This window comes from Streptomyces sp. NBC_01549 (assembly GCF_026339955.1).
Taxonomy (GTDB): Bacteria; Actinomycetota; Actinomycetes; order Streptomycetales; family Streptomycetaceae; genus Streptomyces.
This window is the reverse complement of record NZ_JAPEPW010000001.1, coordinates 2286120-2306071: the sequence shown is the minus strand read 5'-3', so window position 1 is coordinate 2306071 and position 19952 is coordinate 2286120. Positions and strand designations below refer to the sequence as shown.

19 protein-coding genes and 1 pseudogene are annotated in these 19952 nt (G+C 70.5%); 9 read left to right on the top strand and 11 right to left on the bottom strand.

Translation table 11 applies throughout. From position 1 onward, the window contains the following. Positions 1 to 30: 30 nt before the first annotated feature. The 4 genes from OG819_RS10070 to OG819_RS10055 all read right to left on the bottom strand — a co-directional run bounded on the left by OG819_RS10070 (position 31) and on the right by OG819_RS10055 (position 5272). Positions 31 to 1575: a hypothetical protein gene (locus OG819_RS10070; RefSeq protein WP_266649009.1), complete on the bottom strand. Its 1545-nt coding sequence runs from the start codon at positions 1573 to 1575 to the stop codon at positions 31 to 33. Further along, entirely contained in the window at positions 1575 to 3683 is a 2109-nt protein-coding gene (locus tag OG819_RS10065; protein ID WP_266627382.1) for a hypothetical protein, read from the bottom strand. The genes OG819_RS10070 and OG819_RS10065 overlap by 1 nt, the downstream gene beginning before the upstream one ends. Positions 3684 to 3825: 142 nt before the next feature. After that, on the bottom strand, positions 3826 to 4821 hold the full coding sequence (locus OG819_RS10060; RefSeq protein ID WP_266627384.1) for an isopenicillin N synthase family oxygenase: 996 nt from the start codon (positions 4819 to 4821) through the stop codon (positions 3826 to 3828). Beyond that, a complete protein-coding gene (locus OG819_RS10055; protein ID WP_266627386.1) occupies positions 4814 to 5272 on the bottom strand; it encodes a nucleoside deaminase in 459 nt (152 codons plus the stop codon). The genes OG819_RS10060 and OG819_RS10055 overlap by 8 nt, the downstream gene beginning before the upstream one ends. Before the next feature lie 101 nt (positions 5273 to 5373). Between OG819_RS10055 and OG819_RS10050 the strand changes: the two genes are divergently transcribed. After that, the gene (locus OG819_RS10050; protein WP_266627388.1) at positions 5374 to 6651 is read left to right on the top strand and encodes a PucR family transcriptional regulator; all 1278 of its coding nucleotides are present in this window, start codon (positions 5374 to 5376) and stop codon (positions 6649 to 6651) included. Between the two features lie 96 nt (positions 6652 to 6747). Here OG819_RS10050 and OG819_RS10045 read toward each other — a convergent pair whose 3' ends face one another. The 4 genes from OG819_RS10045 to OG819_RS10030 form a co-directional block, all read right to left on the bottom strand. Further along, entirely contained in the window at positions 6748 to 7137 is a 390-nt protein-coding gene (locus OG819_RS10045; RefSeq protein WP_266649007.1) for a hypothetical protein, read from the bottom strand. Between the two features lie 47 nt (positions 7138 to 7184). After that, entirely contained in the window at positions 7185 to 7850 is a 666-nt protein-coding gene (locus OG819_RS10040) for a class I SAM-dependent methyltransferase (protein ID WP_266627392.1), read from the bottom strand. A 39-nt stretch (positions 7851 to 7889) separates the two neighbouring features. Beyond that, on the bottom strand, positions 7890 to 9281 hold the full coding sequence (locus OG819_RS10035; RefSeq protein WP_266649005.1) for a cytosine permease: 1392 nt from the start codon (positions 9279 to 9281) through the stop codon (positions 7890 to 7892). A gap of 103 nt (positions 9282 to 9384) precedes the next feature. After that, a complete protein-coding gene (locus OG819_RS10030) occupies positions 9385 to 9792 on the bottom strand; it encodes a PLD nuclease N-terminal domain-containing protein (protein WP_266627396.1) in 408 nt (135 codons plus the stop codon). Positions 9793 to 10155: 363 nt separating this feature from the next. Here OG819_RS10030 and OG819_RS10025 point away from each other — a divergent pair, with 363 nt between their 5' ends. The 8 genes from OG819_RS10025 to OG819_RS09990 all read left to right on the top strand — a co-directional run bounded on the left by OG819_RS10025 (position 10156) and on the right by OG819_RS09990 (position 16864). Then, positions 10156 to 11613, top strand: a complete 1458-nt coding sequence (locus OG819_RS10025) for a menaquinone biosynthesis decarboxylase (RefSeq protein WP_168494463.1) — start codon at positions 10156 to 10158, stop codon at positions 11611 to 11613. Positions 11614 to 11719: 106 nt separating this feature from the next. Continuing rightward, positions 11720 to 12622 (top strand): menaquinone biosynthesis prenyltransferase MqnP, encoded by a 903-nt coding sequence (gene mqnP, locus OG819_RS10020; protein ID WP_266627398.1) that lies wholly within the window; start codon positions 11720 to 11722, stop codon positions 12620 to 12622. 31 nt (positions 12623 to 12653) lie between these two features. Beyond that, positions 12654 to 13328 carry a UbiX family flavin prenyltransferase gene (locus OG819_RS10015; RefSeq protein ID WP_266649003.1) on the top strand — a complete coding sequence of 225 codons (675 nt, stop codon included), beginning with the start codon at positions 12654 to 12656 and terminating at the stop codon, positions 13326 to 13328. A 108-nt stretch (positions 13329 to 13436) separates the two neighbouring features. Further along, positions 13437 to 13892 (top strand): Lrp/AsnC family transcriptional regulator, encoded by a 456-nt coding sequence (locus OG819_RS10010; protein WP_266627400.1) that lies wholly within the window; start codon positions 13437 to 13439, stop codon positions 13890 to 13892. Positions 13893 to 13977: 85 nt separating this feature from the next. Beyond that, on the top strand, positions 13978 to 15141 hold the full coding sequence (gene mqnE / locus OG819_RS10005; RefSeq protein WP_266437531.1) for an aminofutalosine synthase MqnE: 1164 nt from the start codon (positions 13978 to 13980) through the stop codon (positions 15139 to 15141). 101 nt (positions 15142 to 15242) lie between these two features. Further along, entirely contained in the window at positions 15243 to 15764 is a 522-nt protein-coding gene (locus tag OG819_RS10000; protein ID WP_266438130.1) for a GNAT family N-acetyltransferase, read from the top strand. 94 nt (positions 15765 to 15858) lie between these two features. Next, complete coding sequence (locus OG819_RS09995; protein WP_266437528.1) at positions 15859 to 16164, top strand: DUF4229 domain-containing protein; 306 nt, start codon at positions 15859 to 15861, stop codon at positions 16162 to 16164. A 55-nt stretch (positions 16165 to 16219) separates the two neighbouring features. After that, on the top strand, positions 16220 to 16864 hold the full coding sequence (locus OG819_RS09990) for a TetR/AcrR family transcriptional regulator (RefSeq protein ID WP_266627403.1): 645 nt from the start codon (positions 16220 to 16222) through the stop codon (positions 16862 to 16864). A gap of 22 nt (positions 16865 to 16886) precedes the next feature. On the opposite strand, the gene OG819_RS09985 is transcribed toward OG819_RS09990, so the two are convergent. The 3 genes and pseudogenes from OG819_RS09985 to OG819_RS09975 form a co-directional block, all read right to left on the bottom strand. Continuing rightward, positions 16887 to 17753: a MaoC/PaaZ C-terminal domain-containing protein gene (locus OG819_RS09985; RefSeq protein WP_266649001.1), complete on the bottom strand. Its 867-nt coding sequence runs from the start codon at positions 17751 to 17753 to the stop codon at positions 16887 to 16889. A gap of 167 nt (positions 17754 to 17920) precedes the next feature. After that, positions 17921 to 18121: pseudogene (locus OG819_RS09980) on the bottom strand (DUF397 domain-containing protein); the annotation flags it as partial. 407 nt (positions 18122 to 18528) lie between these two features. Beyond that, positions 18529 to 19686, bottom strand: a complete 1158-nt coding sequence (locus tag OG819_RS09975; RefSeq protein WP_266648999.1) for a transposase — start codon at positions 19684 to 19686, stop codon at positions 18529 to 18531. Positions 19687 to 19952 lie beyond the last annotated feature (266 nt).

Below are 19952 nucleotides of genomic sequence, written 5' to 3'. Positions count from 1 at the left end.
AACCACCGTCCCCCCAACGGCGCCCCCCTCTCAAGCCGGCGGCAGACACTCCGCGGAGGGCGGCTTCCCCTCCGGCCATGCGATCTTCACAAAGCGAGCCCGGGACTCGGGCGTCAGCTGCACGATCGGCACCGCCTTGTCGTACGGATTGCCGTGGACGTTCAGGCAGATCCACCCGCTCGCCCCGTTCACCCGCTGCTGCTTGCCCTTGACCTGCGGCCACTGGAGGCCGACGTCCGCGAGGGCCGGGATCTTCCCGGTCGGCGAGGCCCCGCGGATACCGCGCACGGCGAGCCGCGTGGCGTCGTACGCGATGATCAGCTGGCCGTCGTCGAGGGCGATCGGCCCGACGGGCCCGACCGGCTCCTTCCCGGCACTCCCCAGAAGTGACCGCAACACCTTCGCGTCGGCCGCGCTGCCGCCCGTCTTCGCGCTGTCCTGGAGCCAGGCGTCCGGGTGGGCCAGGGACGTGTACCGGACGGTCAGCAGCGGGTCCTTGAGGGCGGCCGGGTCGAGGTCCTTGTCCCCGGCGAGGTAGGAGCCTTCGTCGCCGGTGAGCACGGTGAACCGGCGGTCGTGGCAGCCGCGCTGGCCCAGCATGTTGATGAACTGCCGCAGTTGGGTGTGGCGCCCGGCGAAGAGGATGGTGTTCGTGGTGGTCGGCGTGTTGCAGAGGATGTTGGTGATCTGCATGAAGACGTTGGAGGTGCTGCCCTCCTTGCTGCGGTCGGAGGGCGGCGTGAACGGCTGGGCCTCGTAGCGCGAGCCCTTGAGCATCTTCTCGAAGGACGCCTGGAGCGTGCGCGTGTACGGGTCGCCGGTGCGGTCGTAGACCAGGAAGGCGTTGGCGGCCGAGACCTTGGCGAAGGAGGCGAGGGCGCGTGCCTCGTCGGTGTTGGTGGGGGAGACCCGGGCGAGGCCGGGGAACGGGTCCTTGCCGTTCTGCCCGTTGGCCAGGTCGTCGGCGGTGATCGAACTCCCTATCACCGGGATGCCCCGGCTGGTCAGCTCCTTGACGGCCTTCTTGTTGTTGTCGGTGCTCAGACCGACCCCGGTCACCGCGCGCAGCCGGTCGGGGCCTTGCGTCATGCCCGCCAGCTGGTCGACCGTGTGCTGCCAGTACGTGCCGGTGGAGCCGGGGTTGGCCAGCACCAGGCGGATCTTCGGCTTCAGGCCGGTGGTGTCGTGGTTGGCCTGGTACTGGGCCAGATAGGCGCCCTGGAGCTCGTGCAGCACATCGGCCAGGTTGTCGGCGTCGGTGGCGGTGAAGGGTTCGAGGAGCGCGACGGTGACATAACTGCCGGGGGCGAGACGGGCGTTCTCGCGGTGGATGGCCCGTACGGTGTCGGCGAACTGCGGACGTCCGAAGGCGTACGTCGTCCACGAGACGCCCACGCACTCGTCGCTGCCCTTCGGCTGGACGACACCGGGTGCGCAGGAGCGGTTCTCCTTGGTGGCCGTCATACCGCCCCAGACGCCGAGGCCCGCGAGCACCGCCGCGAGGGTCAGCGCGACATATCTGCGGAAACGAATCTCCCAGACGTCCTCGCGCAGCCAGGTCCACAAGCGCGCCATCACAGGTCCCCGTTCCCGTTCTCGTCGTCGTCACCAGGGATGCGCAGGGGGCGGCCGGCGAGGGCGTCCGACGGCCACTCCCGCGAGGCCCGCCACAGCAGCGGGTTGCCCGCGGGCCGCAGGTTCGACAGCTGCTCCAGCTCGAAACGGAGCCGGTCGGACACCTTCGGATCCGGCAGCACCAGCGGATCGGTCAGCTGCCAGACCGCGTGCAGCAGCCGTCGTACCCGCAGATGCAGTACGGCGTCCACGCTGTCCGGTGGCTGCTGGGCGGCGTCGGTGCGGCCGAGCGCGACGGCCGCCCGGTCGTCGTGACCGCCGTGGCCGCCGAAGTCGCGGCCGTCCGGGTCGTGTGCGTGGTAGTAGGGCGCGGACGCGATGAAGACGAGAGAGGACAGCCAGGACTCCGTATCGGTGCGCGGGAAGGTGTCGCGCAGGTGCGCCACCGCGAAGTCGGCCTTCCCTAGGGCGAGTTCGTGGTGCAGCCGATAGCGGGCGCTGTCCCGCTGGTCCCCGTCGCCGTAGTGGTCGATGAGGGTGCGGTGCACGGACCGCCAGCGTGCGTGGTCGGGGTCGTCGTGGTGCAGCCGCAGCAGGAGCAGCGCCCGCAGGAACGGATCGCCCACGAACTGCCCGGCGGCGGGCGCCCAGCCCTCCTCCGCGAGCCGTTCCTCCAGCGCGAGGACCCCCGACGCACCGAAGTCGTCGGAGAGCTGGACCTCCGCGAGCACGCAGGCCGAGTCGCGGTCGTGGGCCGCGGCGAGCACGGTCAGCTCGTCGAGCCGGCCACCGGGTACGAGTCGGCCGAGCAGCTCCTGATAGGTGGGCCGGCCGTCGTGGTCCTCGTGAACGGCGACGTCTGAGGTGAGCAACTCGCCGAGCGACTTGGCCCCTTGGGGCAGGTTCTGGCGGGCGGACTCCGCGAGGAGGGTGACGCCGAGCGGGCTGCCGCCGGACAGCCGGTGGGTGGCGTGCGGGAGTTGAGGGGGGATGGCGAGGCCCTGCGAGACGCCGCCCACGAGGTGCAGGGTGTCGTCCGGGGTCAGCGGCGGCAGCGCGACGAGCAGCGCCCGTGAGGACGGCGAGGTGCCCGGCTCCCAGCCGGAGTGCCGGGCGACCTCGGGGAGGGTGCGGCGGCCCGCGTTGCGCAGCGCTCCATGGGTGTAACCGCGCAGGGCGGCGAAGAAGGCGACGTGGTCGGCGATGCCGTCGGCGCGGTCGCGCAGCACCGGTTCCATCAGGCCGAGGCCCGCCCGTTCCTGCACGTTGTCGATCAGTACGACCGGCCGGCCCAGCCGGTGCGAGCGCTGCATGACCCCCGCGTACGCGTCGTCGAGGTCGGCCAGCAGGGCCCGTACGAGATAGCGCTCGGCGTGGGTGCGGGAGTCGCCGCCCGCTCGGAAGTGCGAGGAGAGCAGGATCAGACCGAGTTTGGGGTTGCCGCCCGCGTTCGGATAGTCGCGGTACCAGGTGGCGGCCCTGCGCAGCCGGCGGGGAGCGGGGCCGATCCCCTCGGCGAACGCCTCAAGGGTGGCTTCGATGATCGGCGCGATCACGGGACCCGTACCGCTGAGCGAGGCGATGAGCTTGGAGACGACCTTGCTCACCCAGCGGCCCGCGAACCCCGAGAGCCATGAGCCGGTCTCGTTCAGCAGCAGGATCCGTTCCGCCTCCTGCCGGATGCGCGGCACGTCACGGTCGCTCCAGCCGCCCGCCGCGACCGCGAGCAGCCCGGAGGTCAGGCGCGGAAAACCGATCCGCCCGGCGCCGGTCACCGGCTCGGCCAGCTGCTCGGCGACCGTGGTGAGCGCCTGTCCGACCGGCGACCAGGACTCCGCGGGCCGCTCGGCCGGCGGCCCGGCGAACTGCCGCTCCTCGCCGTCGATCAGGGCGACCGGCGTGTGCCCGCGATACGCGTCGCGCAGCTCCCGCAGTACGGCACTCTTGCCGAGCCCCCGCCCGCCCGCGAACACCACGAAGGGCAGTTCCTTCGGGTGTTCGTATGGGCTTGAGCGCAGCTGGTACGGGCGCAGGCCGACGAGCCGTAGCGCAAGACCGGGCGGATCCGTGTCGAACAACGCTCCGCGTCCGTGCAGCCCTCTGTGCACCGCATCTCCCCCTGGCGCGGTCCGGTCCTGCTCTGTGCTGCTGTGAGGTCTATCAACACAAGTGTAAAAAGGGGGAGTTGGTTTGCACTAGGGCACGGGATGTCCGTTTGGTTACGAAAATTTTCCGCACCCTTTCACCCGCTTACCCCACAGTGATCGAATCCAGCTTTTCGCGCAGATAGACATGGGAGTCGACCGGCGGATACGCGACGCGCCCCACCGGCGCGGGCACCGACTCCACCACGGTCCCCGGCGTGCACTCGCCGAAGTACACCAGCGACATCAGCTCCTCGGCCGGTACGTCGGCGGGCGGGGGCAGCACCCGGTGCCGCCCCGAGCGCCACCGGTCACCCGTCCAACGGGCCATCAGATCACCGATGTTGATGGTGAACGCCGCCGGGTCGAAGGGGGCGTCCTCCCAGCCGCCCTCGTCCGTGTAGACCTGCAGCCCGCCCCTGCCCGCCTGGCGGTCGAGGACGGTGACGGTGCCGAAGTCGGTGTGCGGGCCGATACGGAACTGGCCCGGCTCGGGCTCGCCGACGACCTCCGTCCCCGGGTACCAGTTGATGTTGAAGCCGTACGTGGGGTGGTCCATGTGCCGGGTGAAGAAGTCCGGCTCCAGTCCCAGGGCCTCCCCCAGGAGGGCCAGCAGATGGTTCTCCAGTCCGCCCATCCCCGCCAGGTACTCCTCGCAGAGTTTCCGCAGCCCCGGGGCCTCGGCGGGCCAGACGTTCGGCGCGTACCACTCCGCGTTCGTCACCGGGTCCTCGAAGGGCTCGTGCGTCGCGAAGGTCAGCGACTCCTTGAGGTCGGGGGGCGTCTGAGTACCCTCCGAATAACCGTTGGCCTCGGCACCCGGCCCGAGCCAGCCGCGCCCGCCGACCCGGACGGCGTACGGCTGCTTGAGCTCCGCGGGGAGGGTGAAGAAGGCGCGGGCGGCCTCGCGGATGCGGGTGCGCAGGGCCGGGTCGACGCCGTGCCCGGTGACGAGGAGGAAACCGGCGGTCTGGAGGGCCTCGTCGACGGTGCGGGCGACGCGGGTACGGGCGTCGGAGTCGCCGTCCAGCCAGAGCCGCAGGTCGATGGTCGGGATGCGCGGGGTACCGGGGGTACGGGGGCTGCTCGGGGGGCTACTCACCAATGTCCTCGTTCCACAGAGCCGGGTTGTCCTTGATGAAGTCGCGCATCAGCGCGGTGCACTCGGGGTCGTCCAGGAGCACGATCTCCACGCCGTGCTCGGCCAGCCAGTCGTGGCCGCCGTGGAAGGTCTCCGCCTCGCCCACCACGACCCGCGAGATGCCGAACTGGCGCACCAGACCGGAGCAGTACCAGCACGGCGAAAGAGTCGTCACCATGGTCGTACCGCGGTACGAACGCTGTCGTCCCGCGGCGCGGAACGCCGAGGTCTCCGCGTGCATGGACGGGTCGCCGTCCTGGACCCGCCGGTTGTGACCGCGGCCGAGAAGCGTGCCGTCCGCGCCGTACAGCGCGGCGCCGATGGGGATACCGCCCTCCGCCAGCCCGGCGCGGGCCTCCGCGACGGCCGTCGACAGCCACGCCCGTGCCTGTGCCTGATCAATGCGCTCCATGACTCCACTCTCCCGTGGCCGAAACACGAGGGCAACGTGCGGAAAGTACTCTCCCGGCAACCCGCACCCGGACGGACTGTCAGCGCCTGATGGAGGTTTTCGTGCCCGCACTCACCCTCCGCGAGATCCTGGCCCTCGACCCTGTCCGCGGCAGCGAACCCGAACTCCTCGCCGGCGAAGGCGCCCTGGACCGCCCCGTCCGCTGGGTGCATTCGAGCGAGGTGTACGAGGGGGCGAACTTCCTCGACGGCGGCGAACTGCTCCTCACCAACGGCTTCGGGCTGACCGACGCGGACGAGGACACCCGGCGGCGCTACGTCCGCGAGCTGGCCGCGCGCGGTGCGGCGGGGCTCGCGGTGGAGGTCGGACGGTCGCTGGTACGGATGCCGGAGGAGGTCGCCGACGAGGCCCGGCGGCTCGGGCTGCCGCTGCTCGCCCTGCACCGGGTGGTGCCCTTCGTCCGCATCACCGAGGCCGCGAACCGGGCGATCGTGGCGCGCGGTCTGTCGGGCCGGGCGGCGTCCGTACGGCCCTGGGGCGGCGACCACACCGCCGCCCTGCTCGCCGATCTCGCCGACGGGCAGGCCCTCAACCAGCCCGAGGTGGAGGCACGCGCGGCGCTCGCCGGGTTCCATCCAGGACCGGGCGCGCGGCTGGTCGGGGTGTCGGCGCACGGGGCCCGCGAGCTGGGCGTGGTCGACCGGGCGGCGCGCTCCCTGGGCGGGGTCGCGGTGCTGCGGGCGGCGTTCCCGGGGGACGTACTGGCGCTGGTGGCGATGCCGGACGACGCCCTACGAGCAGCGGTGCGGCGCGATGTCGTACGGGCCGTGCAGGAGGCCTTCCGGACGGTCGCCGAGGCCGGGGTGACGGTGGCGGTCGGGCACGCGGTCCTCGCGGGCGGCGGCTGGCTGCGCTGGAGCGAGACACTGCGGGCGGCCCGGACGACCCTGGAACTGGCGCTCACCGTGCCGTCCGCCGAACCCGGTCCGACCGGCGGCCCCGTCGTCACCTCCTCCCGCGCCCTCACCCTGGAACGCGAGCTGACCCGAGGCGGCGTGGACGCCAACCGCGACCGCCTCGCCCGCCTGGTCCAGCACACCCTGGGGCCCCTGCTGGCCTGGGAGGCCGCCCACCCCAGCGACCTCCTCCGCACCCTGGAGATCCACCTCCGCCACGGCTGCTCACCCACCCGCACGGCGGCCCTGCTCCACATCGGCCGCCAGTCCCTCTACCAGCGCCTCGAACGCATCGAATCCCTCCTGGGCCTGGAGATCGACGACCCCGACCTGCTGGGCGAACTGCTGGCGGCGCTGTGCGCGCAGCGGATCGTGCGCGGGGTGCCGGCGGCCGCGGGGGGCGGGTTGCGGACGGTGGCCTGACCCGACCGGCAGCGGGTGCGGGTGCCGTCCGCCACGCAGTCCGCCGATGGTCCGGGGACGGCCGACGAAGGTATCGGCGGGGCTGCCGAGCGAACGTCACACCTCGGACGCCGCCTCGACGATGCCGTACGCCAGGGCGTCGAAGTTCTCCCGGTAGAAGCCCAGCCGGATGTGGAAAGGCTCCTGCAGGAATGCGCCCTCGCACGAGACGAACATGGTCGCGGCGGTGGTCAGCGCGCTGTGCATCGCGTGCAGTTCCTCCGCGCGGAAGCGGATGTCGCGTGACTCCGTGTGCCCGCCGGAGAGGCGCTCGATGAGCGCGTCGACCGTCTCGCGGCCGATACCGAGCTGCAGCGTCAGGGTCAGGTCACTGTCGTCCCGGTGACGCAGGTAGATCAGCGCCTCGCGCATCGCCGCCGTCTGGGACGGGGCGAGGCGGGCGACGAACGCGTCCCCGTCGCGGGTCAGCTTGAACCGTGTTCTCATTCGTCTCCTCGTCTCCTCATCCCGTCCCTCGAAGGGGAACGCCGCCGTCACACCGGCGGTTCCGGCTTCCGGGCCACGATGAACGCCTGCGGTGTCTTCTCGTGGGCGTCGGCCTCGCGGACGAGGCGGGCGACCTCCACCAGCCCTGCCTCACGCAGGAGTTCGGCGACGCGCTCGGGCGGGAAGCGGTAGACGTCGAGGTCCAGGTCATGGCCGTAAGCGTGATCGAGGTGTACGCGTTCGTCGCCCACCTTGAAGGCGATCAGCAGATGGCCGCCCGGTGCCAGAGTCCGGTGGAACTCCGTGAAGAACAGGGGCAGTTCCGTCAACGGTGTGTGCACGGTGGAGTACCAGGCGAGGGCCCCGGCGAGTGAGGCGTCCTCGATGTCGAGGTCGGTCATCGAGCCCACCTCGAAGCGGAGGTGCGGATGACTGCGCCGGGCCTCGGCGACCATCTGCGGCGACAGATCGATCCCGTACGCGTCCAGCCCGAGACCCTCCAGGTGAATCGTCACCCGCCCCGGCCCGCACCCGAGGTCCGCGACCTGCCCGCCCCCGCCGGCCCGCACCTGTTCCGCGAAGGCGGCGAGCATGGCCCGGTCGAAGGGCTTGTTCTCCAACTCGGCCTTGAGGAGCTCGTTGTAGGCGACGGCGACGGTGTCGTACGACGCCCTGGTGGCGTCCGGGCGGGAGGTCATCGGGTGAGAGGTCATGTCGAGGGAGGCTAGCCGGGGGGACTGACAGTGCTCCCTTCAGCGCGTACGGGGCGTCCGCCGCAGCAGCGCGTACAGCGCCGCGCTCAGCGCGAAGCCCACCAGACAGGTGATGTCGCCGAAGGACGCCCAGTGTTTCGGCACCCAGCCCACGTACTTCTCCTGGTTGGAGAAGAGCGGGACCGAGACCGCCACGCCGATCAGCAGGGCCGCGATGCCCGGCCAGTTGGTGAAGGCGCGGTCGCCCAGGCGCTGGGTCAGGTCGTCGTCCGAGGTGCGCGCCTGAAGCCACCGCTCCACCAGCACCACTCCCAGCCACGGCCCGATCCAGTACGCGATGACCAGCAGGAACGCCTCGTACGCATGCCCGGCGTCGGACAGCGACGCCCACGCCGCCGCCGTACCCGCCACGCCCGAGAGCACCACCAGCGCGCCGCGCCCCAGCCAGGCCGGCAGTCGCAGGCCGAGCGAGGTGATGGACATGGCGGAGGAGTAGACGTTCAGCGCGTTCGCCGAGACACCGCCCAGGATGATGGAGAGCAGCACCAAGTCGCCCAGCCAGGACGGGAGATGGCCGGTGAAGGCGGCCGTCGGGGTCGCGCTGTCGGGGGCCGCGATCGTCGCCGACGCCGCACCGATGAGGGAGACGACCGCGACGGAGAGGAAGAGTCCGACGGCCGGGTAGAGGGCGGTCCTGAACCTGTTCGCCGTACGGGGGAGGTAGCGCGAGTAGTCCGTGGCGTACGGGTTCCAGCCCGCCGCGTACCCCCACGCCGTGCTGAACGCCAGCAGGAAGCCGCCGATGCCGCCGCCCCCGCCCGAGGTGCCCAGGTCCGCGTGGTCGAACGTCCACACGCCCGCCACCAGGAACACCACCGCCAGCGCCGGGAACGCGTACCTCTCGAAGGCGTGCACGAAGTTGTGGCCGATGAAGCCGATCACGATCTCGACCGCCACCACCAGCAGCAGGGACGGCAGGGGGCGCAGGCCTGTCAGCGTGTTCAGCGCGAACGCGGCGCTCACGCTGTTCACGGCGAACCAGCCCACGCCCGCCACCAGGGCGTTCACTCCGGCCGGCAGCAGATTGCCCCGGTAGCCGAAGGAGAGGCGGCCGATCACCATCTGCGGGACGCCGAACCGGGGTCCGTCGAGGGACAGGACGCCTTGCGTCAGCGCGCCCAGCGCCGTGCCCAGCAGCAGCGCCGCGGCCGCCTGCCAGAAGTTCAGCCCGAAGAAGAGGACCGAGATCACGCCGATGTACACGGTCGCGAACTCGATGTTCGGGGAGGCCCAGGTCCACAGCAACTGGAGCGGGCTGCCGTGGCGTTCGACGTCGGGGATCGGTTCCGAGCCAGCCGTCTCGACGGCGATGACTCTGTCGCCGTACTCGGGCGTGATCGGGGCGGTGGTGCCGGCGGGAGCGGTCGTCATGCACCGTAAGTGTCCGGGGCCCCGCCACCCCCGGACAGAGGCGCACTGTCCGTTTCGGGAGGCTCGTCGGCGTACACCTTGTACGGGCGGCGGGGCGGCTTCCTCAGCTCTCGGAGCCCTCGCCGGCCTCGCGCCGGCGCAGCTCCTCCTCGCGGCGGCGCAGGTCGGCCTCCCAGTCCTTCAGGAGCGCCTCGTCCTTGACGTCCTTGGAGGGGGCGGACTCCGCCTTGAGGGAGTTCAGGAACTCGGGGTTGTCGTCGGGGGCGACGTACTGCGGGCGCTGGTCGCGGTGCCACTCGGAGGGCATGACGCCTCGGGTCGGGCCCCGGCCGACCTTGCCCGCGACGAGCCAGGCGATCGGGCCGACGAGAACTTCCCCGAAGAGCAGGATGATGATCACCCACACCACCTTGGGCAGGCTCCGGACCTCTTCCTCCGGTGTGTTCAGGCAGTCGATGAACGCGTAGATCCACAGGGCCAGGACCAGGAGGAACGGCAGATACCTGAGCATGGCGGAAGGATCCCCCAGTGAGGCGGCGGCGGGGCGGTGCGGGCCCCGGTGACGCGCACAGGTTAGCGGGTGCTTTCAACGGGGGTGGGTTCGTCGGCTGCGGGTGGGTGGGGGCTGGTCGCGCAGTTCCCCGCGCCCCTGAAAGCGGGGCTTCGCCCCGCATCTTCAGCCCGTCCGGCGTTTGAGGACGAGGCCGTTCAGGCCGGTGCGGGGGTCTGGGGGCGGCAGCCCCCAGTGGGGTCGAAGGGGCGGGGCCCCTGGAGGATGGGACGGGTAGGGGTGGCGGGGGCGAGACCAGGCGGTTCGGCCCACGGCGGTGGGGCGCACGTAGGCGCCAAGCACCCCTCAGCGATACTTGGACGCATGGCTTACGACGATCTTCGATCCCTGCTGAGGGCACTCGAGCGCGAGGGCGACCTCAAGCGCATCAAGGCCGAGGTGGACCCGTATCTGGAGGTCGGGGAGATCGTCGACCGGGTGCAGAAGGCGGGCGGACCGGCGCTGCTCTTCGAGAACGTGCGCGGCTCCGCCATGCCCCTCGCCATGAACGTGTTCGGGACCGACCGACGGCTGCTGAAGGCCCTCGGGCTGAAGTCGTACGGCGAGATCAGCGAGAAGATCGGTGGCCTGCTCAGGCCCGAACTCCCGCACGGCTTCGTCGGCGTACGCGAGGCCTTCGGGAAGCTCGGCGCGATGACCCACGTACCGCCGAAGAAGGTGAAGTCCGACAACGCACCCGTGCAGGAGGTCGTGCTGCACGGCGAGGACGTCGACCTGGACGCGCTCCCCGCGCTCTTCACCTGGCCCCAGGACGGCGGCTCCTTCTTCAACCTCGGGCTCACCCACACCAAGGACCCGGAGAGCGGCATCCGCAACCTCGGGCTCTACCGCCTCCAGCGCCACGACAAGCGCACCATCGGCATGCACTGGCAGATCCACAAGGACAGCCGCAACCACTACCAGGTGGCGGCGAGGAGGGGAGAGCGGCTGCCGGTCGCGATCGCCTTCGGGTGCCCGCCCGCCGTGACATACGCCTCCACCGCCCCCCTGCCCGGTGACATCGACGAGTACCTCTTCGCCGGGTTCATCCAGGGCAAGCGGATCGAGATGGTGGACTGCAAGACCGTCCCGCTCCAGGTCCCCGCGAACGCGGAGGTCGTGCTCGAAGGGTGGCTGGAGCCGGGCGAGATGCTGCCGGAGGGGCCCTTCGGCGACCACACGGGGTTCTACACGCCGCAGGAGCCCTTCCCGGCGCTGACCATCGACTGCGTCACCATGCGCAAGCGGCCGCTGCTCCAGTCGATCGTCGTGGGGCGGCCCCCGACGGAGGACGGCCCCCTGGGGCGCGCGACCGAGCGCTTCTTCCTCCCCCTGCTGAAGATCATCGTGCCGGACATCGTGGACTACCACCTCCCCGAGGCCGGCGGCTTCCACAACTGTGCGATCGTCGCGATCGACAAGAAGTACCCCAAGCACGCCCAGAAGGTGATGCATGCCGTCTGGGGGGCACACATGATGTCCCTCACGAAGCTCATCGTGGTCGTGGACTCGGACTGTGACGTCCACGATCTGCACGAGGTCGCGTGGCGGGCCCTCGGCAACACCGACTACGCCCGCGACCTCACCGTCGTCGAAGGTCCCGTGGATCACCTCGACCACGCCTCCTACCAGCAGTTCTGGGGCGGCAAGGCGGGCATCGACGCGACGAGGAAGTGGCCCGAGGAGGGCTACACCCGGGACGGGGGATGGCCGGAAATGGTCCTCTCCGACCCGGAGACGGCGGCGACGGTCGACCGCCGTTGGAAGGAGTACGGCCTGTGAGGTCCATCAACAGCGGACGGGTCGACACCGGACGGATCGACACCGGACGGGTCGACACCGGACGGGTCGACACCGGACGGGTCGACAGCGGACGGGCGGGCGGCCGGTGACCAGCGCATCCGCCGCGCTCCCGCAACCGGGGCGCACCAAGGCCTTCCTCCGGCTCGTCATGATCGAGCACTCCGTCTTCGCGCTGCCGTTCGCCTACATCGCCGCGCTGACCGGGATGTTCGAGTGGGACAAGAACGTCCACTGGGGCCGGCTGCTGCTCGTCACGATCGCGATGGTCGGCCTGCGCACGTTCGCGATGGCCGCGAACCGGATCATCGACCGCGAGATCGACGCCCGCAACCCGCGCACGGCCCACCGCGAGCTGGTCACCGGCGCGATGAGCGTGAAGCACGCGTGGACGGGCGCGCTGGTCGCGCTCGTCTTCTTCCTGGGCGCCGCGGCTCTCCTGAACCCCCTGTGCCTGGCCCTGGCCCCCATCGCCGTGATCCCGATGGTGGTGTACCCCTACGGCAAACGGTTCACGAACTTCCCGCAGGCCATCCTGGGTCTGGCCCAGGCGATGGGCCCGATCGGCGGCTGGCTGGCGATCTCCGGCGAGTGGTCGTGGGACGCCGTCATCCTGGGGCTCGCGGTCGGGGTCTGGATCGGCGGCTTCGACCTGATCTACGCCTGCCAGGACGTGGAGACGGACCGTGAGATCGGGGTCATGTCGGTGCCGGCGCGCTTCGGCATCCCGGCGGCGATCTGGGGTGCGCGCGGCTGCCACGCCGTCACCACCGCGCTGTTCGCCTGGTACGCCGTGGCCACCGACGCGGGCGCGTTCTTCTGGCTCGGCCTGCTGATCGTCGCGGGCGCGTTCCTCTACGAGCACTCCATCGTGAAGCCCCACGACCTGTCCCGTCTGAACCGCGCGTTCTTCCAAGTCAACGGATTCATCGGCATCGCCCTGTTCGTGTGTGCCCTGCTCGATCTGCTGGTCCGCGGGCTCACGGTCTGAATCCCGACAGCCGCCGGATACCCTCGACATCATGAAGCCAGGACAGACGCAGCGCCGGCCTTGGATCGTGGGGGTGTCGGGCGCCTCCGGTACGCCGTACGCCGCCTCCGTGCTGCGGGCGCTCCTGGCGGCGGGGGAGAGCGTCGACCTGGTGGTCTCGCGCGCCTCCCGGCTCACGCTGCTCGACGAGACCGGCCTGTCCTTCCGGGACGCCCACTGGCAGGACGACCTGCGGGAATGGCTGGCGCGTGGCGCGGACGGCAAGCCCGGCACCTTTGACGTACGCATCGACGACGTACGGCACTGGAGCGCCGGTGACCTGGCGGCGGGCCCCTCCTCGGGCTCGTACCCCGCGAAGGGCATGCTGATCGTGCCCGCCTCGACGGCTTGCGTGGCCGGGGTCGCCCTGGGGCTGTCGAAGGACCTGCTGCAGCGGGCCGCGAGCGTGACCCTCAAGGAGGGGCGCAGGCTCGTCGTCGCCGTTCGCGAGACTCCGCTGAACGGGCAGACGCTGCGCCACCTGGTCTCTCTGGACGACGCGGGCGCCACCGTGCTGCCCGCCTCGCCGGCGTTCTACGCGGGGGCCACCCACATCCAGGACCTGGTGGACTTCGTCGCGGGGCGGGTGCTGGACGCGGCGGGCGTCAAACACGGGCTGTACCGCCGGTGGGAGGGCGAACTCGGCGGCGGTTCCCGAGCGACCTGAGCACTCACGACCCGAGCACTCACGACCCGAGCACTCACGACCCGAGTACCACTGAGCAACATCGCACCACTCATGACTCACACACTTCAGCGGAAGGCTAGCGATCGCATGGACGCGGTGGACAGGCAGCTCATCCAGGCCCTGAGAGAGAACGGTCGGGCCTCCTACGCGGAACTGGGGCGCCTCGTCGGTCTGTCGGGACCCAGCGTCACCGACCGCATCAACCGGCTGGAGGCGGCCGGGGTCATCACCGGCTACCGCGCCACCGTCGACTCCGCCTCGCTCGGTCTCGGCGTCATCGCCCTGATCGGCATCTCGCTCTCCGACGCGGCCGACCACGAGGACGTGGCCCACCGGCTGAGGGACCTCAGCGAGATCGAGGACTGCTGGTTCATCGCGGGCGACGACTCGTTCATGCTCAAGGTGCGGGCGAGTGATGTCGACGGGTTGGAGAAGACCATCCGACGGCTCTCGGGGACGAAGGGCGTCTCCCGCACCCGTACGACGATCGTGCTCTCCACGAAGTGGGAGAACCGGGTCGGGGAGCTTCCCGAAGAAGGCTAGGGCACGAAGTGCCTGATGGGGCCCCTCCCGCCCGGAGGGTGGGGGAGTACGGTTTACGAAGTCTGTCTTAGGAAGAGGTAGTGGCATGGACGTCGGGCTCAAGCGCGAGCTGGAGCAGAAGGTTCGAGCCGGTGAGCGGCTGACCCGCGAGGACGGCATCGCGCTGTACGAGTCGGACGACCTGGCCTGGCTGGGCGGGCTCGCCCACGAGGTGCGGACGCGGAAGAACGGCGATGTCGTCCACTTCAACGTCAACCGCCACCTCAACATGACGAACGTGTGCACCGCGTCCTGCGCGTACTGCTCCTTCCAGCGCAAGCCGGGCGAGAAGGACGCGTACACGATGCGCATCGAGGAGGCCGTCCGCCTCGCCAAGGCGATGGAGAACGAGAACCTCACCGAGCTGCACATCGTCAACGGCCTGCACCCGAACCTCCCGTGGCGCTACTACCCCCGGTCGCTGAGCGAGCTGAAGAAGGCCCTCCCGAACGTCTCCCTGAAGGCCTTCACGGCGACGGAGATCCACCACTTCGAGACCATCTCCGGGCTGTCGGCGTCCGAGATCCTCGACGAACTGATCGAGGCGGGCCTCGAATCCCTGACCGGTGGCGGCGCCGAGATCTTCGACTGGGAGGTCCGGCAGCACATCGTCGACCACCGCACCCACTGGGAGGACTGGTCGCGCATCCACCGGCTCGCGCACGAGAAGGGCCTCAAGACGCCGTGCACGATGCTGTACGGGCACATCGAGGAGCCCCGTCACCGGGTCGACCACGTTCTCAGGCTCCGTGAGCTCCAGGACGAGACCGGCGGTTTCCAGGTCTTCATCCCGCTGCGCTACCAGCACGACTTCGTGGACATGAAGGACGGCAAGGTACGTAACCGCCTTCAGGCGCGCACCCAGATGGCCACCGGCGCCGAGGCCCTGAAGACCTTCGCGGTCTCCCGGCTCCTCTTCGACAACGTCCCGCACGTCAAGGTCTTCTGGGTCATGCACGGCGTCCAGACCGCGCAGCTCGCGCTCCAGCACGGCGCCGACGACATGGACGGCTCGGTCGTCGAGTACAAGATCACGCACGACGCCGACAACTACGGCACCCCGAACAAGCTCACCCGCGACGATCTCCTCGACCTGATCCGCGACGCCGGCTTCCAGCCGGTCGAGCGGAACACGCGCTACGAGATCATCCGCGAGTACGACGGCCCGGACCCGGCGCGCCGCGAGTCGCCGCAGCCGATGCGCGTCTGACGCTCCGCGGACCGGCCGTGCGTCTTCGGCCGCCCAGCCTCCGGCCGGTCCGCTCCGACCTCGGTGTTCTACGCTCGGTGGCTGTGCCACTGACCTTCACCCTGTTCACCCGGGACACGAAGCCGCCCCAGACCCTGTCCGGTCAACTGCTCACCCTCTGGACGGATGTCACCAACGCGGGCGGTGCGGTCGGCTTCGTGCCGCCGGTGACCGCCGACGACATACGCCCCCGCGCCGAGGCCCACCTCACCGCGATAGCCGAGGGCCGCACCCGGCTCCTCGCCGGTTTCACCCCCGACGGCCGGCTCGCCGCCACCGCGTTCCTCGCTCTCAACGACCACGCCCTCATGCGTCACTGGGCCTGGCTGTACACCGTCATGGTCGACCCGGCTCTCCAGGGGCGCGGCTACGGCGCCGACCTGCTCCGCGAGGCCGAGGACCGGGCCCGCGCGCTCGGCCTGGAAGGGCTCCGCCTCACCTGCCGGGGCGGGGAGGGACTGGAGCGCTTCTACGCCTCCTGCGGCTACAAGGAGATCGGCCGGGCGCCCGACGCGCTGCGTGTCGCGCCCGGCGACGACCGTGACGAGATCACGATGTTGCTGCCCCTCCCGCGCTGCGACTGAGGCCCCCCTGTACGACAGGCACCCCGGTCGTGCTTCACTGGACGGTGCCCTTTGGGAACGTTCGAAACGGTTCGGAACGGAAGAGTGGATTGACATGGGCCGCTACACACTGATGCGCCTCGGCGTCTTCGCCGGCTGCCTCGTGGTCGTCTGGGGCCTCGTCCAGCTCGGCATCGCCCCGCGCGGCCTGGGTGACTCCAACAACATGTGGGTCGTCCTGCTCGCCCTGGTGATCTCCGCGCCCATCAGTTTCGTCGTGCTGCGCAAGGAGCGCGACCGGGCCTCCGCCCAGGTCGTCGCGCGCGTGGACCGCATGAAGACCAACCTGGACCAGAACCGCAGCCAGGAGGACGGCGTGGACGACGCCGCCCGCGGCGGCGTGCAGGGCCAGACCTCGTAACGCTCCTTGGCTTCTTGGTGCCTGACCGGTGGCGGCCGATCGTACGCTTACCTGTATGGGTGCTGTGAAGAACAAGCGGATGCCGCGCGCGGTACGCGAACAGCAGATGCTGGACGCCGCTGTGCGGACCTTCGGGCAGCGGGGGTACCGGTCCGCTTCGATGGACGAGATCGCCGATCTGGCGGGCGTGTCCAAGCCGTTGGTGTACCTGTACCTGAACTCCAAGGAAGACCTCTTCACCGCCTGCATCCGCCGTGAGGCGGCCGCGCTGACCGCGGCGGTGCACGCGGGCGTCCGGCCCGGGCTGCCCGCCGACCGTCAACTCTGGGAAGGCCTGCGGGCGTTCTTCACGCACACGGCCGAGAATCCGGACGGCTGGGCGGTCCTGCACCGTCAGGCGCGTACGCACGGCGAGCCGTTCGCGGCCGAGGTCGCGGTGATGCGCGAGGAACTCGTCGTGTTCGTCACCGAGCTGATCGTGGTCGCCGCGCGCGAGGCGCACCGTGACCCGTCCCTGCCCGAGGGGGAGGTCGCCGGACTCGCCGAGGCCCTCGTCGGCGCCGCCGAGTCCCTGGCCGCGTGGGCCAACGCCGCACCGGGCGTCTCGGCGAAGCAGGCGGCGGCGACGCTGATGAACTTCGCCTGGGCGGGCCTGGGCGACCTGATGGAGAACCGCCCCTGGACGCCTCCGCAGGACTGACCGTTCCTTTGGACTGACCCCTTCACCGCATGGGCTGTAGGTCGCCCGTCAGATGCAGGCGCTCGGTGTCCGTGCCGCGGAGCTCGAAGGCGGGGCCGTCGGCCGCGTAGGTGACCGTGCCCGGGAGGAGGACGGGGGCCTTGAAGTCGGCGCGCAGACGTACCGCGTCCTGGGGGCCCTGTTCCGCGAGGCAGCGGGCCACCGTCCACATGCCGTGGGCGATGGCGCGGGGGAAGCCGAAGAGGCGGGCGGCGAGGGCGTGCAGGTGGATGGGGTTGCGGTCCCCGGAAGCGGCGCCGTACCGCCGCCCGACATCACCGCCGAGCCGCCACTCGGCGCGGACGGGAAGGGACGCGCCGCCGTCGGACTCCCGCGGAACCGGGGACGCCGTCTCCTCGCTCTTCCCGCTCTCCTCGCTCTCCCCGTTCGTCCGGTGCCGCGCGAGATAGACACTCCGCGACTCCCACACCAGCTCGCCGTCGACCCTCGCCTCGGTCACGACGCAGGCCTGCGTCCCCCGGCGATGGGGTTCCAACCCCGCGACGCGCACGCCGAGTTCGTACGCTTCCCCAGCGGCCAGTGCCCGCCGCTGGGTGATCTCGATCGAGGTGTGGACGAGCCCGAGCAGCGGCAGCGGGAACGAGCGGCTCGCCATGATCCGCATGGCGAGCGGAAACCCGAGGACGTGCGGATACGTCACCGGCAGCGCGTCCGCCCCCGTGGCGAACCCGCAGATCCGCTCGTACCTCGCGAGCCGGTCGAGATCGATACGGACGTCCGGGAGAACGAGCCGGGTCGGCGGGACGTGGGCGTCCGGATGGGGTCGCTTGAAGGGCGAGAACAGGGCGCCTCGGGCGAGGAGAGGGGTCATCAGATAGCGGTCGGCCATGGTCCAGCTCCCGGCTCGGATTTATTTACTCCGGAGTCAGGTTACCCAGGGTAAGTCCGCGTCAATACCTGCCGTGGCAGAGCACGGCGCGCGTTCGTCGCGTGGTCCGCGTCAGGGGCCCGCGATCCCGGGCCCGGCGGTGACGAAGGCGGACCAGGTGGTGGGGGAGTGGGGCGGGGGCCGGTGGGGTCCTTGGAGTCGCGGATGTGGATGGGGTGGGGGGTGACAGCGACTTCGAGGCACTGACCTCCCTCGCCGTCGCTGTAGCTCGACTTGCGCCAGATGTAGGCGACTTCTAGGCAGTCGCCGCCCTCGCCGCTGCTGTAGCTGGACTTGAACCAGTTCAACTGCCGTACGCCCCGCTCCATCGCCGAGATCGCGTCGGGCCCGTATCCCGCCGTCTGCCCGAACTCCTTCTGTGTCATCCCCGCCGCTCACGCAAGAGCTTCAGCATCTTGCCGAGCGCGGTGCACAAGCCCGTCGTTCCCTCGGCCTCCGCCGGAGTCTCCGGCCTCCGGTCGGTCTCTTCCATCACGTACGCCACCGCCTTCACACGCTCACCGCCACGCCCGACAACCCGCGCACCGCACCCGTACGGCTACGCAGCGTCGCCAGGTCGCTCCTGGTCAGCGTAGGACGAGCCGACCACGCTCGGCGATGTCACCTTCTCGGCCGTGAACGGCCGAGCTTGTGCAACTCGGTCGTTCACACCTTGTCGCGCTCCCGACTGTCCCCTACGACAGGATGGTCACGGGGCGCATCTCCCGCGTTCCGGCTATGCCGATGACGGGACGGGCATGGTGACAAATACCCACGCCGAGCGTGCGCGGTCGCGCACGTTGACCCCGGCGACGTGGTCGGCGGGCCCAGCGAGGCCGCACCGACGACAGGAGAAACGGTCCCGGGTGGGCCGGTTGGCCCGCCCGGTGTGCCCGCAGCGCGGGCAGCGCTGCGAGGTGTAGGCCGCATCCACTGCCAGGAACGGCACCCCGGCCCGGCGCGCCTTGTAGGCGAGATGCTGTCCGAGCTGGTGGAACGGCCACGAGGAGAGCGTGCCCCGCTGGTCGCGACGAAGCCGTACCCGCTCGCGGATCCCGTCGAGCTGCTCGACGGCAATCCCACGACCGGTGCGTTGCGCGACAGACACAATCTCCTTCGAAATCCGGTGATTCACGTGCGCTGCATGGCGCTGCTCCTTCTTCGCATGGCGGGCTAAGCGGCGGGTGGCCGAGCGAGTGCACCTGGCCTGGAGTTCGGCGCGTTTGCGGGCCTGCCACCTGCGGTAACGGTTCAGGCGACGGCCCTGGTAGTTGGTCCCGTCGCTGGTGGTGGCCAAGTTGGCGATGCCACGGTCCACCCCGATCCAGTCCACCGGCTCGAACACCTCCGGCTCGGGGATTTCGCAGGTCGCGATCAGGAACCACTTCCCGCCCCGCCGCACCAGGTCGGACTCGCCCTTGCGGTACTCGGCCAGCGTCTTGAGCTGGTCCGCACAGCCGGTGTAGCGGATGCCGCGCATCCGCCCGTCCACCGTCCAGATCGACACCGTGCGCGCATCCGTCTGCCAGGACAGGCACCGGTCGTCGAACGGCTGCGCCGCCTCCGGCCGGAAGCCGACAGCAGAGCCGACGGCCTTGCGGTACCGCTTCGACGACGGGCGGCCCAGCCGCCCGGCCCGCAGACTCGCCGCGAGCGTGCGGTAGGCGTCCACGACCTTCTTCACCACTCGCACCGCCGGCTGCGCTGACAGCCCAAAACTGGCCTTGATGTCCGTATACACCAGTTTCTGCAGGCCGTTACGGTCCATCACTCCGGACGCGAAGGCCGTCTGGGAGACGTGCTCGGCGGCCCGGTTACAGGCGCGCAGAGTCGCCTCCAGCGCCGCCGCCTGCTCGGGCGACGGCAGCAGCTTCACCTGCACCACCAGCTTCACAACACGCCAACCTAGACAACGCTTCGCACACCCGGGCGGGCTTCGCATGCACTCACCCATACCCGCGACCGCATCGCACGCGCGTGCGCATTTCCCGGTTCCGCTGGGAATCGATGAGGGTGCCCCGCACCCGGCCGTAGGGCGCAGTGACGCTCCGCGTCACGGTCCGGGACGCGATTCCTCCCTGACGTGAGTGACACCGTGCAGCACGTCGTGGCCGAACTCGCCGCCAACGCGGTCACCCACGGCCGCGTACCCGGACGCGA

Excerpts from the sequence above, each read along its gene's own strand:
- OG819_RS10070 (WP_266649009.1), bottom strand. The coding sequence starts at position 1,575 with ATGGCGCGCTTGTGGACCTGGCTGCGCGAGGACGTCTGGGAGATTCGT.
- OG819_RS10055 (WP_266627386.1), bottom strand. The coding sequence starts at position 5,272 with ATGGAGCGCATTGATCAGGCACAGGCACGGGCGTGGCTGTCGACGGCC.
- OG819_RS10045 (WP_266649007.1), bottom strand. The coding sequence starts at position 7,137 with ATGAGAACACGGTTCAAGCTGACCCGCGACGGGGACGCGTTCGTCGCC.
- OG819_RS10040 (WP_266627392.1), bottom strand. The coding sequence starts at position 7,850 with ATGACCTCTCACCCGATGACCTCCCGCCCGGACGCCACCAGGGCGTCG.
- OG819_RS10035 (WP_266649005.1), bottom strand. The coding sequence starts at position 9,281 with ATGACGACCGCTCCCGCCGGCACCACCGCCCCGATCACGCCCGAGTAC.
- OG819_RS10030 (WP_266627396.1), bottom strand. The coding sequence starts at position 9,792 with ATGCTCAGGTATCTGCCGTTCCTCCTGGTCCTGGCCCTGTGGATCTAC.
- OG819_RS10025 (WP_168494463.1), top strand. The coding sequence starts at position 10,156 with ATGGCTTACGACGATCTTCGATCCCTGCTGAGGGCACTCGAGCGCGAG.
- OG819_RS10015 (WP_266649003.1), top strand. The coding sequence starts at position 12,654 with ATGAAGCCAGGACAGACGCAGCGCCGGCCTTGGATCGTGGGGGTGTCG.
- OG819_RS10010 (WP_266627400.1), top strand. The coding sequence starts at position 13,437 with ATGGACGCGGTGGACAGGCAGCTCATCCAGGCCCTGAGAGAGAACGGT.
- mqnE (WP_266437531.1), top strand. The coding sequence starts at position 13,978 with ATGGACGTCGGGCTCAAGCGCGAGCTGGAGCAGAAGGTTCGAGCCGGT.
- OG819_RS09995 (WP_266437528.1), top strand. The coding sequence starts at position 15,859 with ATGGGCCGCTACACACTGATGCGCCTCGGCGTCTTCGCCGGCTGCCTC.
- OG819_RS09990 (WP_266627403.1), top strand. The coding sequence starts at position 16,220 with ATGGGTGCTGTGAAGAACAAGCGGATGCCGCGCGCGGTACGCGAACAG.
- OG819_RS09985 (WP_266649001.1), bottom strand. The coding sequence starts at position 17,753 with ATGGCCGACCGCTATCTGATGACCCCTCTCCTCGCCCGAGGCGCCCTG.